Raw genomic sequence first — 16,478 nt, 5'->3', positions numbered from 1 at the left:
CTTAGCCTGTCTGCATGTCCCCCTTGTCCCGCGAGTCAGAAACCGCGTTGTCCGCCGCCGAGCTCAATGCCCGGATCCGAGAGCTGTGGGCGGACGGCGAGCTGCCCGACGACCGGCGCCCGGAGTACGAGGCGCTGGTGGTGGAGTGGGCCGCGGCCGCGCTCGGGGACGTACAGCACGCCGCCTGACCGCAGGGCGGGCAGGCCGGGAGCGCTCGGCGTGATCGCGGGCTCGGCTAGCCTGAGTGCACAATGAACCGTTTGACGACGTCATGGGGCGGCTTCGAGCTCGCCCGCTTCCCCGAGGAACCCCGCGACACCCTCCGCGCCTGGGACGCCGCCGACGAGTACCTTCTGCGGCAGCTCAAAGGGATGGACGACGCCGCGCCCACGGACCTGAACGGCATGCTGGTCGTCGTCGGGGACCGCTGGGGCGCCCTCGCCACCTCGCTCGCAGCCCACCGGCCCGTACAGATCACGGACTCCTTCCTCGGCCAGGAGGCGACCCGGGCAAATCTGGCCCGCAACGGCACCGACATGGACGCGGTACGCCTCCAGTCGGTCAGGGACCTGCCGCCGGAGCGTGTCGACGTACTGCTGATCCGGGTGCCCAAGAGCCTCGCGCTGCTGGAGGACCAGCTGCACCGCCTCGCGCCCGCCGTGCACGCGGACACGGTTGTCATGGGCACCGGGATGGTCAGCGAGATCCACACCTCGACGCTGAAGCTGTTCGAGCGGATCCTCGGTCCGACCAGGACCTCGCTCGCGGTGAAGAAGGCGCGGCTCATCTTCTGTACGCCCGACCCCAGACTCGCCCGCACCCCCAGCCCCTGGCCGCTGCGCTATGCGCTGCCCGACGACGTGGGCGTTGTCGCCGGCCGGACCGTCACCAATCACGCGGGCATCTTCTGCGCCGAGCGCCTCGACATCGGCACCCGTTTCTTTCTGCGGAGCCTGCCACAGCGGCACGGTCCGGAGCGGGTCGTCGACCTGGGCTGCGGCAACGGCGTGGTCGGCACGGCGGCCGCGCTGGCCAATCCGGCGGCCTCGGTGACCTTCATCGACGAGTCGTTCTCGGCGGTCGCCTCGGCCGAGTCGACGTACCGCGACAACGTCCCGTCGGACATGAAGGCGGAGTTCCTGGTGGGCGACGGTCTGTCCGGTGTGCCGGACGCGTCCGTCGATCTGGTGCTGAACAATCCGCCGTTCCACTCGCACCGGGCGACGACGGACACGGCCGCCCGCCGGATGTTCGGCGGGGCGCGCCGTGCCCTGCGGCCGGGGGGCGAGCTCTGGGTCGTTGGAAACCGCCACCTCGGCTATCACCTGAGACTGCGCCGCCTCTTCGGGAACTGCGAAGTCGTCGCCGGCGACCCGAAGTTCGTGGTGCTGCGGGCTGTCAGGCAGTAGCCGCCGGGGCCCGGCTCAGCGGCCCAGGCCGTCGGCGCCGTCCTGCCACTCGGCGTACGGAACACGGGAGATCTCGCGTACGCCTCCGAGCGTGGCCCATTCGTCCTTGCCGAGCCGGGTGAGCGGCGCCAGCTTCGTCACCTCGGGGTGCCCGCCCGCCATCACTTCCTTGCTGACCGCGGCGTGGACGACGCGGCCGAAGACGACCGTCGAGTCGCCGAGTCGTACGGTGCTGTGCAGTTCGCACTCCAGGGCCACAGGGGAGGCCGCGACGCGCGGAGGCTTCACACGCAGGCTCGTCTCGCGGGCGATGCCCACCGCGTCGAACTCGCTGATGCCACGCGGAAAGTCGGTGGCGGTGGCGTTGATCTGCTCGAAGAGCGGCTCGGGTGCGAAGTTGACCACGAAGGCCCCGGTGTCCTCGATATTGCGCAGCGAGTCCTTGCGGCCGACCGAGGTGAACTGCACGACGGGCGGAGCCACGCACGAGATCGTGAAGAAGGAGTGCGGGGCGAGATTGTCCGTGCCGTCGGCCGATGTTGTCGAGACCCAGGCGATGGGCCTGGGGACGACGGTGGCGGTCAGCAGCCGGTAGAAGGTGTCGCGGTCGCACTGGGCCGGGTCGTAGTCGATGCGCATGGGGGAAGTATGGCGCCTGACGCCGAACTGGCGCAGATCGACCGTTTGCTGAACAAGAGCGGGTGAAGAGCAGGTGACTGGCGTGCACAGCCCTTGGCCTTGGGCCCTTACTGCCCGAAACTGACCCGATGACGCAGCGCGTGGATCTCGCGACCGTGATGGACCGACTGACCATCGATGAATTGATCACCAGTTATGCGGTGGCGGTGGACGACGGCGACTGGGACGCCTACCGCGCCCTGTTCACCGCCGAGGGGCGCGCGGACTACCGCAGCTCGGGCGGGATCGAGGGGCCGGCCGCCGAGGTCGCCGACTGGCTGGCGGAGACGATGCGTCTCTTCCCGGTACGCCAGCACCTCGTCGTCAACCGGCGGCTGCACATCCAGGACCTGGGCGGCTATCCGGGCGACCGGGCCGAGCTGCAGGCCGACTATGTGAACCCGATGCGTCTGGAGTCGGGGGACGACTTCGTCTCCGGCGGCCGGTACACCTTCGGCCTGCTGCGTACGGACGCGGGCTGGCGGCTGCGCACAGTGGTGATCCACGAGAAGTGGCGGCGGGCTCCGGACGCGCCCGGCGGCGCCTGACCGACCTGGGCGCACTGTTCTTGCAGGTTCTGCTCGCGCACACTGGAGACGACACCGCTCGCGGTCGCTGCGAGGCGGACGAGGAGGCGCGGTATGCGGATTCCGGTCGGCCGGCCTGGCTGGGCCCGCGCGCGAGAGCTCGCGGCGTCTGGGCGCTGGCGGGCCGTCGCCGCGCTGGCCGCCGGTGCGCTACCCGCGCTGGCCTTTCCCGAACCCTCGCTGTGGTGGTTCGCGTATGTCGCGCTGGTGCCGTGGATGCTGCTGGTCCGGGACGCGCCGACGGGCCGCCGGGCGGCGGTCGAGGGCTGGCTGGGCGGCATGGGCTTCATGATCGCCGTGCATCACTGGCTGATCCCGAGCCTGCATGTGTTCATCGTGCTGATCGCCGCGCTGCTGGGGCTGCTGTGGGCGCCCTGGGGGTGGCTGGTGTGGTCGCTGCTGTCCGGGAGGCGGCCGAGGCCGGCGAGAGCCGCCGTCGCTCTGGCGGTGGTGCCCTCGGGCTGGCTGATGATCGAACTGGTCAGGTCGTGGGAGGGGTTGGGCGGTCCCTGGGGGTTGCTGGGGGCGAGCCAGTGGCAGGTCTCCCCCGCTCTGCGGCTCGCCTCGGTGGGCGGCGTCTGGCTGGTGAGCCTGCTCGTGGTGACGGTGAACACCGCGGTGACGGTGCTGATCGCGGTGCCGCACGCCCGGACGGCCGCGGTGGGCGGCGGGGTCATCTGCGCGCTCACCACGACCGCGATATGGCTCTGGCTGCCGCAGCCGGAGCCGTCGGGGCGGGCGCGTATCGCTGTCGTACAGCCGGGCGTCGTCGACGGTATCGAGAGCGTCGAGCGGCGCTTCGCCCGCAGTGAGGAGCTGACCCGCCAACTGGCCGGTCAGGACATCGATCTGGTGGTCTGGGGCGAGAGCAGCGTCGGCGTGGATCTGCGCGAACGCCCCGATCTGGCGGCCCGTATCGCGGTGCTCTCGCGCGCGGTCGGCGCGGATCTGCTGGTCAATGTGGACGCCCGGAGCCAGGACGGCGACGGCCGGGCGGGGATCTTCAAGAGTTCGGTCCTGGTGGGCCCGCAGGGTCCGACCGGTGATCGCTACGACAAGATGCGGCTCGTCCCCTTCGGTGAGTACATACCGGCGCGAGGGCTGCTGGGCTGGGCGACCTCGGTGGGCAAGGCGGCCGGCGAGGACCGGCTGCGCGGCAGCCGTCCGGTGGTGATGGTGCTGCCCGGCGAGGGTACGGGCGGACTGCGTCTGGGGCCGCTGGTCTGCTTCGAGTCGGCGTTCCCCGACATGAGCAGGAGGCTGACCCGGGACGGCGCACAGCTGCTGATCGCCCAGTCGGCGACCTCGTCGTTCCAGGGGAGCTGGGCGCCCGAGCAGCATGCCTCGCTGGCGGCGCTGCGGGCGGCCGAGAGCGGCCGGCCGATGGTGCATGCCACGCTCACCGGCGTCAGCGCGGTGTACGGACCCGACGGCGGCCGGGTCGGCCGCCTGCTCGGTACGGACAGCAGTACCGCCGCCGTCTACGACGTCCCGCTGGCCCGCGGCACCACCCCCTTCGTCAGGTTCGGCGACTGGCCGGTCTACGGAGCGCTGGCGGTCCTCGCCGCGCTCTGCGCCGCCGAGGGTGCGCGCTCGCTCAGGAGGCCTGCTCCAGGGCTCGCAGCACCACCTGTTCGCACAGCGCATGAGTCCGCAGCGCGTCCTGTGCACTGAGGAACTTCCCGGCCCGTACGGCGTCGATGAAGGCCAGCACCGACTGCTCGATACCTCGCTGGCGCGCGACCGGCACCCAGTCGCCCCGCCGCCGTACGCTCGGCTGCCCCTTGTGGTCGACGACCTCCGCGAGATTGCGGACCTCGCGCTTGGTGTCCTGGCCCGACACTTCGAGGATCTCCTCGGTGGAGCCGCTCATCCGGTTCATCGTCCCGATGGCGGTGAAGCCGTCGCCGGACAGCTGCAGCACCACATGGTGCATCAGGCCGTCGACGATCCGGGCCCGTACATCGGTGTGGTCGACCGGTCCCGGGGCCAGAAAGCGCAGGGTGTCGACGACATGGATGAAGTCGTCGAGTACGAGGGTGCGCGGATCCTCGGCGAGGCCGACGCGGTTCTTCTGCATCAGGATCAGCTCGCGCGGGTGCTCCAGGCACTGGGCGTAGCCCGGTGCGAGACGGCGGTTGAAGCCGACTGCCAGACTGGTGCCACGCGCTTCGCCGAGGGCCACCAGCCGCTCGGAGTCGGCCAGTTCGTACGCGAGCGGCTTGTCGACGTACGTCGCCACACCCGCTTCCAGCAGCCGCGTCACGATCTCGGCGTGCACGGACGTCGGCGCGTGGACGAAAGCGGCGTCCAGGCCCTGGGCGAGCAGCGAGTCGAGGTCGGTGTGGCGGCGCCCGGCCGGGATGTGGTGGGTCTCGGCGATCCGCGCGAGGGTGGCGGGGGTCCGGGTCTGCAGATGCAGTTCGACCCCGGGCAGCGTGGTGAGCACGGGCAGATAGGCCTTCCGCGCGATGTCGCCGAGCCCGATGCAGCCGACCTTCACAGGGGCCTCCCTTGGCGCTGTGCCGGTTGTCCTTCGTGTGCGTCGTGTGCTCCGGCAGCATACGTGCGCTGCGGCGGCCCGAGTTGCTGCGCGGAATGCTCGGAGAATAAGGCCTGGCGGCAGGTGGGTCCGTGCTCCAGGATGATCACCATGACCACACCTGAGCGCACCGAACCGGCCCCCGCCGCAGATGAACGCACCATGCTGGACGGCTGGCTCGACTACCACCGGGCCACGTTGGAACTGAAATGCGCGGGGCTCGACGACGAGCAGCTGCGCACGGCGTCGGCGCCACCCTCCACGCTCTCCCTGCTCGGCCTGGTGCGGCACATGGCGGAGGTCGAGCGGCACTGGTTCCCGGTGACCATGGCCGGCGAGGAGCCTGCGCCGATCTACTACTCCAAGGACGACCCCGATGGCGACTTCAACGTCACCGAGGCCGACACCTGGGCCGAGGGGTACGCCACCTGGCAGGCCGAGATCGCGCGGGCCAGGCAGGCCGTCGCGGGACGATCGCTGGACGAGCTCTCGGTGAGGAAGGACGGCCGCACCGGAGAGCTGTTCAATCTGCGCTGGATCTACACGCACATGATCGAGGAATACGCGCGGCACAACGGCCAGGCCGACCTCCTCCGTGAGCGGATCGACGGCGCGACCGGCGAGTGACCGACGGCTCCCGCCGTCACCCGTGTGGGCCATTGTCTGCTCGTACGACGGTGAACGCGCGCCGCGCACAGCAGAGTTGATCAGGTGCATCGTACGAGAACAACCGTCCTGGCCGGGATGGCCGCCTTCGCCCTGTCCGGCTGCGTCGTCCTGACCGGATGCGTGGCCGTGAAGCCGCGGCCCGCGCCCGCAGCACCGCTGCCGCCGCCGGGGAGCGGCCGTCCGGCGCAGGTCGGTGAGCCGCAGATCGGGCAGGACCCGGCACGGGAGGACCTTGCGCCCCCGGCGGCCGAGAAGACCACGCCGCCCGCCGCCGGGGACGCCCCGCGCGATCGGTCAAGACCGGGGCCCGCGAAGCCCGTCACCGCGGAGCCGCCGGCCCGGCCGCACGAAATGCCCGCGCGCCCGGGGAGGCCCGTGGAGCCCGTCACGCCGGCGCCGGTCGTCGTCCCTCCTGGCGTCTGTGCGCTGAGTGAGGACTACGGCCACTGGCGCCCCGGCAGCACCGAAGCCCGGATCTGCCGGGAGGTCTACGGGAATTGAGCCTCACTCCCCCCGCAGCCGCCCCTCCAGCCGCTCGATCGCGGCCCTGACGCCGTTGCCGTATCCGTCGTCCCCCAGGGCGTCCGTCGCCGCGCGAGCCCGGTCGAGATGGACCCGCGCGGCCTCGGGGCGCTGGAGCTTGACATAGTCGGCGGCGAGGTTGAGGTGGAGCGAGGGGTAGAAGGCACGCACCGCGGACGCCGCCTCGTGCCGGGTCGGCTGCTCCTCGCTCAGCCCGTCCGCCGCAGCCAGCGCCCGCAGGTCCCAGGCGAGCTCGTCACCGGGGTCGTCCTGGGTGTCCGCCATGTAGTGCGCCAGGGTGCAGCGGTGCAGCCCACCACCGGCCTCGCCGATCTCCGACCAGAGGGCGCCGAAGCGATTGCGGGCCTCCTCGCGGTCTCCGCCGTGCAGCAGCATGATCGCCTGCCCGATCCGGGTCATGACGGCGTCCCCCGACGCCTCCGGCTGCTCCCTCACTGCGGCCTCCCACGTCCATGCGGCGATTGCGCGAAATGCGACGATTCACGGATCACGACGCTAGCCGCCGCGCGTGACAATGCCGCACAGGCTCGGGCACGGGCCCGAGCCTGTCAGCCGGGTGCGCGAACGCTCAGCCGAGGTTCGGGATCCGCCAGTCGATGGGCTCGTGGCCCTGGGCGGCGACCGCCTCGTTGATCTGCGTGAAGGGGTGCGAGCCGAAGAACTTCTTCGCGGACAGGGGCGAGGGGTGGGCGCCCTTCACCACCACATGCCGCGTCTCGTCGATCAGGGGCAGCTTCTTCTGCGCGTAGGCGCCCCAGAGCACGAACACCGCGGGGTCGGGCCGCGAGGCCACGGCACTGATCACCGCGTCCGTCACCTTCTCCCACCCCTTGCCCTTGTGGGAGTTGGCCTCGCCGGCCCGCACCGTCAGCACGGCGTTGAGCAGCAGGACACCCTGCTCGGCCCACGGCATCAGATAGCCGTTGTCCGGGATGGGGTGGCCCAGCTCCGCCTGCATCTCCTTGTAGATGTTCCGCAGGGAGGGCGGGGTCCTGACGCCCGGCCGCACGGAGAAGCAGAGGCCGTGCCCCTGCCCCTCTCCGTGGTACGGGTCCTGGCCGAGAATCAGGACCTTGACGCGGTCGTACGGTGTCGCGTCGAGGGCGGCGAAGACCTCCTCGCGCGGCGGATAGACCGGCCCCTTGGCCCGCTCCTCCTCGACGAACTCGGTGAGCTCCTTGAAGTAGGGCTTCTGCAGCTCTTCGCCGAGGACGCCGCGCCAGGACTCGGGCAGCATGTCGGTGTCGGTCACGTCAACAACCTCCGGAATGGGACCAGTTCTCGACAAGAGAACCTACCGGGGGCCACTGACAACGGGGTCTACCAGCTGGCCTTGCGGTACAGCTGCCACATCTGCATGAACGTCTGCGGGTTGATCGCGAGTTCGCCGCCGCCGATCTCCTCGCTGGAGGCGACGTACATCTTGCCCTGCCACAGCGGCAGCAGCCGTACGTCGTCGCCGAGGATCTCCTGTGCCCGTTCGAACTGCTTGGTGACCGCACCGCGGTCGCTCTCGCGCCGGGACGCGGGCAGCAGCTGGTCGGTGATCTCGGGGCTCTCGTACGGCATGCTGAGCGCGTTGTTCTTGCCGACGAACGGCGCCACAAAGTTGTCCGGGTCCGGGAAGTCGGGGAACCAGCCGCGTCCGAAGACGGGGTACTCGCCGGCCTGGTAGGCCTTCCTGAAGTCCTTCTCCGGCTTGCCCTCCACCGTGATCTTGAACAGGCCGGTGGCGTCGAGCTGCCGCCTGAGCTCGACGAACTCGGCCTTGGAGGCGGAGCCGTAGCGGTCGGAGGAGTACCCGAACGTCAGCGGCACCGGCTTGGTGATACCGGCGTCCTTGAGGATGGCGCGCGCCTTGGCCACGTCCGGCTCGCCATAACGGTCGAAGAACTCGGTGGTGTGGCCGGAAATACCCTTGGGGACCATGGAGTACAGCGGCTCGGCCGTGCCCTGGTAGACCTTGGCGACCAGCGCGCCGCGGTCGACGACCTGGGCGATCGCACGGCGTACGGCGAGCTTGCCCGCCATGGGGTCCTTGGAGTTGAAGACGAGGTAGCGGATGTCGGCGCCGACCGTCTCGACGAGCTGGAGGCCGCCGTACTCAGGCTGCTTCGACTGAAACTTGACGACCTCCTGCGCGGTGAGACCACGGTAGATCGTGTCGATCTTCTTCTTCTTGAGCTCTCCGACCATCACGTCGGAGTCCTGGAAGTAGCGGATGGTGACGGCTTCGTTCTTGAGCTTCGCGAACCCTTCGTACTTGGAGTTCTTGGTCAGCTCGGCCCGGTCGCCCTTCTTGTACGAACTCAGGACGTATGGCCCCGAACCGGTCAGCCCGCCGTCCTCGCGGAGCTTGTCCGCCGGGTACTCCTTGGGCGGGACGACAGCCATGGCGGGCGTGGCCAGGATGAACGGGAACGTGGCGTCAGGCGTCTTGAGGCTGAACTTCACGATGCGGTCCCCGGCGATCTCGACCTTGTCGAGCGAGCCGAGCAGACCGTTGGGGCCACCCTGCGCATCGATCGTCCGGATCCGCTCGATGGAGTACTTGACCGCCTGCGCGTCGAGCTTGTCGCCGTTGGAGAAGGTGAGGCCAGGCTTCAGCTCGCACTCGAAGAGCTTGTTGCTGGAATCGGTGAAGCGGCAGGATTTCGCGGCGTCGGGCTGCGGCGCCGCGCTGCCGGACGGGAAGCTCACCAGCGTCTGGAAGACATTACTCAGCAATTCCCATGAGCCGTCCCAGGCTGCGGCCGGATCGAGGGTGGTGGGCTCGCTCATCGTACCGACCGTAATCTTCTGCTGGCGCTCGGTGCTCTCACCCGAAAACAGGCTGCATCCGGCCAGCAGAGATATGGACGCTAGGGCTGCAGTGGCCTGCAGGCAGGTCCGGTAGAACACGTGCACGCTCCTCGTTCAGCCATGGGTCGGCCGACCATACCGCAGCGCCCTGCCGGGTCAATCTGATGGCCCGGCAGGGCACTTGACACATTCAGGAACAAAAGGGTCCAGGGGGCTCAGTGCACCCCGGCATTGAGGAAGATACCCCCGTCTACGACCAGCGTCTGCCCCGTGATCCAGTCGGATTGGTCAGAAGTCAAAAATGCCGCCGCTCCGCCGATGTCCTCGGGCACGCCGAGGCGCGCGAGCGGGTAGGCCGCGGCCGCCTCTTCCTCCCTGCCCTCGTACAGGGCCTGGGCGAACTTGGTCTTGACCACTGCCGGTGCGATCGCGTTGACCCGGACACCCGGCGCGAACTCGTGCGCCAGCTGCAGTGTCAGATTGATCATCGCCGCCTTGCTCATGCCGTAGGAACCGATGAAGGGCGAGGGAGCGAGACCGGCGACGGATGCGATGTTCACGATCGCACCGCCGTTCTCCTTCTGCCAGGCCTTCCAGGTCTGCTGGGCGAAGCCGAGCGCCGAGATCACGTTGGTCTCGTACACCTTGCGCGCCACGTTCAGGTCGAGCTCGGCCATCGGCGAGTAGACCGGGTTCGTACCCGCGTTGTTGATCAGGAAGTCGACGCGGCCGAAGGCCTCCATGGCACGCTCCACGGCGGCCGCCTGGTGGGCCTCGTCGTGAGCCTTGCCCGCGACGGCGATCACCCGGTCGGCGCCGAGCTTCTCCACGGCCTCCTTGAGCGCGTCCTCACCACGGCCGGTGATGCAGACCCTGTCGCCGCGGGCGACGAGCGCCTCGGCGACGCCGTAGCCGATGCCACGGCTCGCGCCGGTGATCAGCGCGACCTTTCCGCTGTCCTGTACCTCTGCGGTCATGTCCGTCGTCTCCCGATTCAGTTGAGCGGTCCGCCGGCCACGTACATGACCTGGCCGGAGACGAAGCCGGCCTCGTCGCCCGTGAAGAAGGCGATGGCGTTGGCGATGTCCTCGGGGAACCCGACGCGCGCGACCGGGATCTGGGTGGCGGCAGCGGCCTGGAACTCCTCGAAGCCCATGCCGACTCGGGCGGCCGTCTGGGCCGTCATCTCGGTGACGATGAAGCCGGGGGCGACGGCGTTGGCGGTGATGCCGAACTTGCCGAGCTCCTTCGCCAGGGTCTTGGTGAAGCCCTGCAGACCGGCCTTGACGGCGGAGTAGTTGGCCTGTCCGCGGTTGCCGAGCGCCGAACTGGAGGAGAGCGAGACGATACGGCCGAATCCGGCGTCCACCATGTACTTCTGGCAGGCCTTGGCCATCAGGAACGCGCCCTTGAGGTGCACGTTCATCACGGTGTCCCAGTCGGACTCGCTCATCTTGAAGAGCAGGTTGTCGCGGAGCACGCCCGCGTTGTTGACGAGGATCGTCGGCGCGCCGAGCTCGGCGGCGACGCGCGCGACGGCGGCCTCCACCTGGGCGCTGTCGGAGACGTCGCAGCCCACGGCGAGGGCCTTGCCGCCGGCCGCGGTGATCTTCTCGACGGTGTCCTTGCAGGCCGCCTCGTCGAGGTCGAGTACGGCTACGGCGCGGCCCTCGGCCGCCAGTCGTACCGCGGTGGCTGCGCCAATGCCGCGCGCAGCCCCGGTCACGACGGCGACGCGCTGCTCGGTGGTGGACATGCTGGTTCTCCTCGCCCTTGGATGCGGCTCACCCGGTACGTCCCACGTCCCAGGGATGAGCGACCGCTTAGTACCTTCAGCAGACGTGACGCTAGAAGCCCTGGCACCCGGTGTCAACGGCCCACCGGGTGCGCCCCATCACTCACGGAATCACTCACCGGACGAGCAGGTCGAGCAGCCGCTCCACCTCGGCCTGTGGATCGGAGGTCAGTCCGGTGTGCACAGGGCCCGGCTGTACGACGGTCGAGCGCGGCGCGATCAGCCAGCGGAAGCGGCGTCCCGCGTCGTCGCGCGCCGCCTGGCCTGCGTCCTCGCCGCCTCGGCAGACACCCTCGACGGCCCGCAGCGCGGCGCGTACCCCCGTCACATCGGCACGGGGGTCGAGGGCCTTGAGTTTCCCCTCGTCGAGATGCGTACGGGCGGCGACGAAGGACTTGGCGCGGCAGTAGACCACCACACCGGCGTTGAAACACTCACCGCGCTCGACCCGAGGCACCACACGCAGCAGCGCGTACTCGAAGACATCACGCTCGCTGACATCACGCTCGCTCACTGGCCCGCGTCCTTCGTGCTCTTGGTCGGGTGCGGCCAGGGGGTCAGATGCTCGGTCAGCCAGCCGGGCGCCTGCGAGGGCCGGGGCTTGGAGGGCGCGCTCAGCGAGATCCGCTCATGGATCGTCGCCGCACGGGGAAGCAGCGCCTCGACATAAGCCCTGCGCAGCGCGTCGGTGGTCCCGAAACCCGGCTCGTCGACCAGCCACTCGTCCGGGACGTCGGCGGCGACCTCGGTCAGCAGTTCCTCGGTGACCAGCGGTGCGAGTTCGGCGGCGGCCGCGGCGATGTCCGGCTTGAAGGGCGCGAGGGCATGGTCGGACGCGTCGTACGGCTTGGCCGCCGAGACCGCGGCGCCCGGCCAGTTGTGGTGCCAGATCATGGTGGCTCCATGGTCGATGAGCCACAGGTCGCCGTGCCACACCAGCATGTTGGGGTTGCGCCAGGAGCGGTCGACATTGTTGATCAGCGCGTCGAACCAGACGACCTTGCCGGCCTCGGCCGCGTCCACCTCGTACGCGAGCGGGTCGAAGCCGAGCGAACCGGGCAGGAAGTCCATCCCGAGGTTCAGCCCGCCGCTCGCCTTCAGCAGCTCCTGGACCTCCTGATCGGGCTCGCCGAGACCGATGACGGGGTCGAGCTGGATGGTGACCAGCTCGGGGACACGCAGACCGAGCCGCCTGCCGAGCTGTCCGCAGATGACTTCGGCGACCAGGGTCTTGCGGCCCTGTCCCGCTCCGGTGAACTTCATGACGTACGTGCCGAGATCGTCGGCCTCGACGATGCCGGGGAGCGAGCCGCCTTCACGCAGGGGCGTGACATAGCGGGTCGCCGTGACTTCTGTGAGCATTTTCCCAGGTTATCGAGCCCAACATCCGACGGCCGCTGCCAGGCGTTGGCCGTTGATGAGCGCGACGACCGAGGATCCCGTGGCGAGACCGAGGTCGGCGACGGCGTCCTTGGTGATCGCCGCGGTGAGGCCGCCGCCCTCGACGTCGACCTTGACGCTCGCCATGGCGCCACCCACCGCCACGTCGCTCACCGTTCCCGGGATCTGATTGCGGATGCTCAGCCCTTCGACGGGGCCGGTGGCCAGAGCCACTTCGGTGGACTTGACGAGGGCGCGTACGGCGGAACCCTCGGCAAGCCCCAGTTCCTTGACGGCCTCAGCGATGATGGCGGCCGTGATGTCCTGGCCCCCGTCGAGGCGGACCTTGACGGTCGCCTTGGCCTCTCCGGAGGTGACCGACGTGACGGTGCCGGGGATCTGGTTACGAATGCTCAGGCCCATGAAGAAACACCTCGGGGTTTTGGATGGAATGTCGGTTATATCCCTCCGCGCCTCCTGCACCCTACCCACACCCATCGCAGCCGTTCAGTCACGCATCGCAAGCAGCAGGGCGTCTCTGCGTCTGGCCTGGCAAACCAGAGGAGACCTGGTTGCCGCCCGAGGACAAGCAGGATGCCCTGCGCGATGCAATTGCTCGTTCCTCCAATCGCCACAGCACCTGCCATGGAGAATCAACTGATCAATTGCAAATGAGAGGAGAAACGCCATACCGTGTCGCACATGCAGTCCTACACCATCGGACAGGCGGCACGTCTGCTCGGCGTCAGTCCCGACACCGCGCGCCGCTGGGCGGATGCCGGCCGGGTCGCGACCCATCGCGACGACGGAGGCCGCCGTCTCATCGACGGCCGTGATCTGGCCGCCTTCTCCATCGAGGTCGCCCAGGGCGGCAACGGCGAGGAAGACGCCTCCTACACCTCGGCCCGCAACGCCTTCCCCGGCATCGTCACCGCGGTCAAGCTCGGCGACGTCGCCGCGCAGGTCGAGATCCAGGCAGGTCCGCACCGGCTCGTCTCACTCCTGACCCGGGAGGCCGTGGAGGAACTGGGTCTGGAGGTCGGCATGCAGGCCACCGCCCGCGTGAAGTCGACCAGCGTGCACATCGACCGCACCTGACCCCTCGCGCAACCAAGCGGCGTCGCCCGTCACCGGCGCGGCTCATCACCATCCGCTCGGACGGCACCAGCCGACCACGTCCCCAGGGAGTTCCACCCTCATGTCCCTCACCTTCACCAGACGCCGCGCCGCCGCTGCCGTAGTGGCTGCTGCACTCCTCGTTCCGCTCACGGCATGCGGCAACGACGACTCCAAGAAGGACACCGGCAGCGCGAAGTCCACCGAGTCCGCCACAGGTGCTCCCAAGGCCAACTTGACGGTGCTGGCAGCCGCTTCACTGACCGACGTGTTCAAGACCGCCGGCGCGGCATACGAGAAGAAGAACCCGGGCACGAAGATCACGTTCTCCTTCGCCGGGTCGCAGGAGCTGGTCGCCCAGGTGAAGCAGGGGGCTCCGGCAGACGCCCTGGTCACCGCCGACACCAAGAGCATGGACAGCGTGAAGGCGGACACCGGTACCCCGGCCGTCATCGCCAAGAACCGCCTCGTCATCGCGACCGTGGAGGGCAACCCGCACAAGGTCGACGAACTGGGGGACCTCGCGGACACGAAGCTGAAGGTCGTCCTCGCCGCCCCCGAGGTGCCGGCCGGCAAGTACAGCAAGAAGATCCTCGACGCCCAGAAGATCACGGTGAAGCCGGTCTCGCAGGAGCCGAACGTCCGGGCCGTCCTGAGCAAGGTCGAGCTCGGCGAGGCCGACGCGGGTCTCGTCTACAAGACGGACGCCGAATCGGCCCCCGACAAGGTCGACGCCGTCGAGATCCCCGACGCACAGAACGCCATCGCCGAATACCCGGCCGCCGCGCTGAAGCAGTCCAAGAACGCCGAGGCCGCCGCCGCGTTCGTCGCATGGCTGTCCACGCCCGAGGCACAGAAGATCCTCCAGGACGCAGGCTTCCAGAAGCCGTAGTGCCGGCGACTGCCGTGAGGGGGCTGTCCGTTCCGGGGGAACGGACAGCCCTTCACTCATCCATAACCCCGAGTCCCAGGGAACTCCGATGAAACGAATCCGCGGTCGCGCACCGGGCCCCCGCACGCCGATCACCCTGGCGATCCCCGCGCTGCTCGCCGTCGCGTTTCTGATGCTGCCGCTCATCGGGATCCTTGTCCGCACCGAATGGGGCCAACTCGCGGACCATCTCACCACTCCGGGTACCACCGAGGCGCTGCGGCTGTCGCTGCTCGTCTCGTTCTGGGCACTCGGCCTGTCTGTGGTCCTCGGCGTGCCGCTGGCGTGGCTGCTGGCACGTGTGCCGTTCCCCGGGAAGTCGCTCGTCCGGTCCCTCGTCCTGCTGCCGATGGTGCTGCCGCCCACCGTCGGCGGTGTCGCCCTGCTGCTCGCCTTCGGCCGCCGTGGGCTGCTCGGCCCCTGGCTGGAGAACACCTTCGGCATCACCCTGCCCTTCCACACCTCCGGCGCGGTTGTCGCGGCGACGTTCGTGGCGATGCCGTTCCTCGTCATCAGCCTCGAAGGGGCACTGGGCGGGCTGCGTCCGAGTTACGAGGAGACCGCCGCGTCCCTCGGGGCCTCTCCGGTGCGGGTGTTCTTCACGGTCACGATGCCCATGGTCGCCCCGGGCCTCATCGCGGGCGCCGCCCTCACCTGGGCCCGGGCGCTGGGCGAGTTCGGCGCCACCATCACCTTCGCCGGCAACCTCCCCGGCACCACCCAGACCCTGCCGCTGCAGGTGTATCTGCTGCTCCAGGACGAGCCGGAGGCAGCGACATCGGTCTCGCTGCTGCTGCTCGCCATCGCGATGCTGGTGCTTGTCGCGCTGCGCGGCCGCTGGACCGCTACGCCCGCCGCCCGCTCGCAGGTACCCGGACCTCCGGTGGACGAAGCCGAACCAGGTGTGGCCCCGGTGGCGCCCGAGCCCGCCGACGCACAGCCCGCGGCTCCGCAGGAGCTCTGGCCCCTGCACGCCGAGGTCACCGGCTTCAACCGGCTCACCCTGGACGCCGGACCCGGCACCACTGTCGCCGTCGTCGGCCCCAACGGCGCCGGGAAGACCACCCTGTTGCGCGCCCTCCTCGGCCTCACTCCACGCGCCCACGCCGAACTGCGGCTCGGCGACCACGATGTCACCGGCCTTCCCCCGCACCGCAGGGGCGTGGCCTGGGTGCCCCAGGAAGGTGCCCTCTTCCCGCACATGAGCGCCCTTGCCAACACGGCCTACGGACTGCGCGCCCACGGCGTCCCCCGCACCGAGGCCCGCCGCAGCGCCCAGGAATGGCTCGACCGGCTCGGCGTCGGCCACCTCGCCCATCGCAAACCGGCTCAGCTCTCCGGCGGTCAGGCCCAGCGTGTTGCGCTCGCCCGGGCGCTGGCCGCACGCCCCCGGCTCCTCCTGCTCGACGAGCCGCTCGCCGCACTCGACCAGACCACCCGCGCCCACGTCCGCCACACCCTCCGCCGTCATCTCGACGGCTTCGGCGGCGTGTGCCTGATCGTCACTCACGACCCCGTCGAAGCCGTCGCGCTCGCCGACCGGGTCCTCGTCCTCGACGACGGACGTGCCCTGCAGGACGCCCCGCCCACCGACGTCACCCGTCACCCCCGCTCCCCCTGGGTCGCCCGCATGCTCGGCCGCAACGCCTGGCCCGGCACCGCCACCGTCGAAGGCATCCAACTCACCGGCGGCGGCACGCTCGTCGTCGCGGACCCGCTCCCGGTCGGCACTGGCGCCCTCGCGATCATCGCTCCGGAAGCCGTCGCCGTGCACCGTGACAAGCCCAGCGGCAGTCCTCGCAACGTGTGGCCCGGCACCGTACGGGAGATCACCACCAGCGGGAGCCGGCTACGTGTCCTGATCACGTCGGAGCAGGCGCCGGACCTCGTCGCCGAGATCACCCCGCAGGCCGCCGCCGAGCTCGGCCTCGCCGACGGAACTCCCGTCTGGACCAGCGTCAAGGCGACCGAAGCAGCTGTCGTGGCCCTCTGAGCCGATCCGGTGATCGCTCGGATTTTCGCTTGT

19 protein-coding genes are annotated in these 16,478 nt (G+C 69.7%); 9 read left to right on the top strand and 10 right to left on the bottom strand.

Going from position 1 to position 16,478, the window contains the following annotated elements:
- The first annotated feature begins 14 nt into the window (after positions 1-14).
- Positions 15-188 (top strand): hypothetical protein, encoded by a 174-nt coding sequence (locus OG905_RS34310; RefSeq protein WP_266488392.1) that lies wholly within the window; start codon positions 15-17, stop codon positions 186-188.
- 63 nt (positions 189-251) lie between these two features.
- Positions 252-1,409: a methyltransferase gene (locus tag OG905_RS34305; protein WP_328680471.1), complete on the top strand. Its 1,158-nt coding sequence runs from the start codon at positions 252-254 to the stop codon at positions 1,407-1,409.
- A 15-nt stretch (positions 1,410-1,424) separates the two neighbouring features.
- Here OG905_RS34305 and OG905_RS34300 read toward each other — a convergent pair whose 3' ends face one another.
- Positions 1,425-2,048, bottom strand: a complete 624-nt coding sequence (locus tag OG905_RS34300; RefSeq protein ID WP_328680469.1) for a flavin reductase family protein — start codon at positions 2,046-2,048, stop codon at positions 1,425-1,427.
- 128 nt (positions 2,049-2,176) lie between these two features.
- Between OG905_RS34300 and OG905_RS34295 the strand changes: the two genes are divergently transcribed.
- Both OG905_RS34295 and lnt read left to right on the top strand, forming a co-directional pair.
- Entirely contained in the window at positions 2,177-2,635 is a 459-nt protein-coding gene (locus tag OG905_RS34295) for a nuclear transport factor 2 family protein (protein WP_328680467.1), read from the top strand.
- A 93-nt stretch (positions 2,636-2,728) separates the two neighbouring features.
- Positions 2,729-4,348: an apolipoprotein N-acyltransferase gene (gene lnt / locus OG905_RS34290; protein WP_328680465.1), complete on the top strand. Its 1,620-nt coding sequence runs from the start codon at positions 2,729-2,731 to the stop codon at positions 4,346-4,348.
- Here lnt and OG905_RS34285 read toward each other — a convergent pair.
- Positions 4,272-5,177, bottom strand: coding sequence for a Gfo/Idh/MocA family protein (locus OG905_RS34285; protein WP_328680464.1), 906 nt, complete (start codon positions 5,175-5,177; stop codon positions 4,272-4,274). The genes lnt and OG905_RS34285 overlap by 77 nt on opposite strands.
- 150 nt (positions 5,178-5,327) lie before the next feature.
- Between OG905_RS34285 and OG905_RS34280 the strand changes: the two genes are divergently transcribed.
- Together OG905_RS34280 and OG905_RS34275 are read left to right on the top strand one after the other, a co-directional pair.
- A complete protein-coding gene (locus OG905_RS34280) occupies positions 5,328-5,843 on the top strand; it encodes a DinB family protein (protein WP_328680462.1) in 516 nt (171 codons plus the stop codon).
- Positions 5,844-5,927: 84 nt separating this feature from the next.
- Positions 5,928-6,386 (top strand): hypothetical protein, encoded by a 459-nt coding sequence (locus OG905_RS34275; protein WP_328680460.1) that lies wholly within the window; start codon positions 5,928-5,930, stop codon positions 6,384-6,386.
- Positions 6,387-6,389: 3 nt separating this feature from the next.
- On the opposite strand, the gene OG905_RS34270 is transcribed toward OG905_RS34275, so the two are convergent.
- From OG905_RS34270 to OG905_RS34235, 8 genes are all read right to left on the bottom strand, one after another.
- Positions 6,390-6,863: a hypothetical protein gene (locus OG905_RS34270; protein ID WP_328680457.1), complete on the bottom strand. Its 474-nt coding sequence runs from the start codon at positions 6,861-6,863 to the stop codon at positions 6,390-6,392.
- Between the two features lie 133 nt (positions 6,864-6,996).
- Positions 6,997-7,680 (bottom strand): uracil-DNA glycosylase, encoded by a 684-nt coding sequence (locus OG905_RS34265; RefSeq protein WP_328680455.1) that lies wholly within the window; start codon positions 7,678-7,680, stop codon positions 6,997-6,999.
- Between the two features lie 68 nt (positions 7,681-7,748).
- On the bottom strand, positions 7,749-9,329 hold the full coding sequence (locus tag OG905_RS34260; RefSeq protein ID WP_328680454.1) for an ABC transporter substrate-binding protein: 1,581 nt from the start codon (positions 9,327-9,329) through the stop codon (positions 7,749-7,751).
- 116 nt (positions 9,330-9,445) lie between these two features.
- Positions 9,446-10,207, bottom strand: coding sequence for an SDR family oxidoreductase (locus OG905_RS34255; protein WP_328680453.1), 762 nt, complete (start codon positions 10,205-10,207; stop codon positions 9,446-9,448).
- A 17-nt stretch (positions 10,208-10,224) separates the two neighbouring features.
- On the bottom strand, positions 10,225-10,986 hold the full coding sequence (gene fabG, locus OG905_RS34250; RefSeq protein ID WP_266488421.1) for a 3-oxoacyl-ACP reductase FabG: 762 nt from the start codon (positions 10,984-10,986) through the stop codon (positions 10,225-10,227).
- A 154-nt stretch (positions 10,987-11,140) separates the two neighbouring features.
- Positions 11,141-11,539 carry a DUF3037 domain-containing protein gene (locus OG905_RS34245; RefSeq protein ID WP_328680448.1) on the bottom strand — a complete coding sequence of 133 codons (399 nt, stop codon included), beginning with the start codon at positions 11,537-11,539 and terminating at the stop codon, positions 11,141-11,143.
- Positions 11,536-12,387, bottom strand: a complete 852-nt coding sequence (locus tag OG905_RS34240) for a HipA family kinase (protein ID WP_328680447.1) — start codon at positions 12,385-12,387, stop codon at positions 11,536-11,538. The genes OG905_RS34245 and OG905_RS34240 overlap by 4 nt, the downstream gene beginning before the upstream one ends.
- Before the next feature lie 9 nt (positions 12,388-12,396).
- A complete protein-coding gene (locus OG905_RS34235; protein WP_328680445.1) occupies positions 12,397-12,828 on the bottom strand; it encodes a TOBE domain-containing protein in 432 nt (143 codons plus the stop codon).
- 279 nt (positions 12,829-13,107) lie between these two features.
- Between OG905_RS34235 and OG905_RS34230 the strand changes: the two genes are divergently transcribed.
- From OG905_RS34230 to OG905_RS34220, 3 genes are all read left to right on the top strand, one after another.
- The gene (locus OG905_RS34230; RefSeq protein WP_328680443.1) at positions 13,108-13,503 is read left to right on the top strand and encodes a TOBE domain-containing protein; all 396 of its coding nucleotides are present in this window, start codon (positions 13,108-13,110) and stop codon (positions 13,501-13,503) included.
- A 100-nt stretch (positions 13,504-13,603) separates the two neighbouring features.
- A complete protein-coding gene (gene modA, locus OG905_RS34225) occupies positions 13,604-14,413 on the top strand; it encodes a molybdate ABC transporter substrate-binding protein (RefSeq protein WP_328680441.1) in 810 nt (269 codons plus the stop codon).
- Positions 14,414-14,501: 88 nt separating this feature from the next.
- Positions 14,502-16,445 (top strand): ABC transporter permease, encoded by a 1,944-nt coding sequence (locus OG905_RS34220; protein ID WP_328680439.1) that lies wholly within the window; start codon positions 14,502-14,504, stop codon positions 16,443-16,445.
- Positions 16,446-16,478 lie beyond the last annotated feature (33 nt).

This window comes from Streptomyces sp. NBC_00322 (genome assembly GCF_036147535.1).
Lineage (GTDB): Bacteria > Actinomycetota > Actinomycetes > Streptomycetales > Streptomycetaceae > Streptomyces.
Note: the sequence above shows the minus strand (reverse complement) of the source record. Positions and strands in the feature narration are given on the sequence as shown.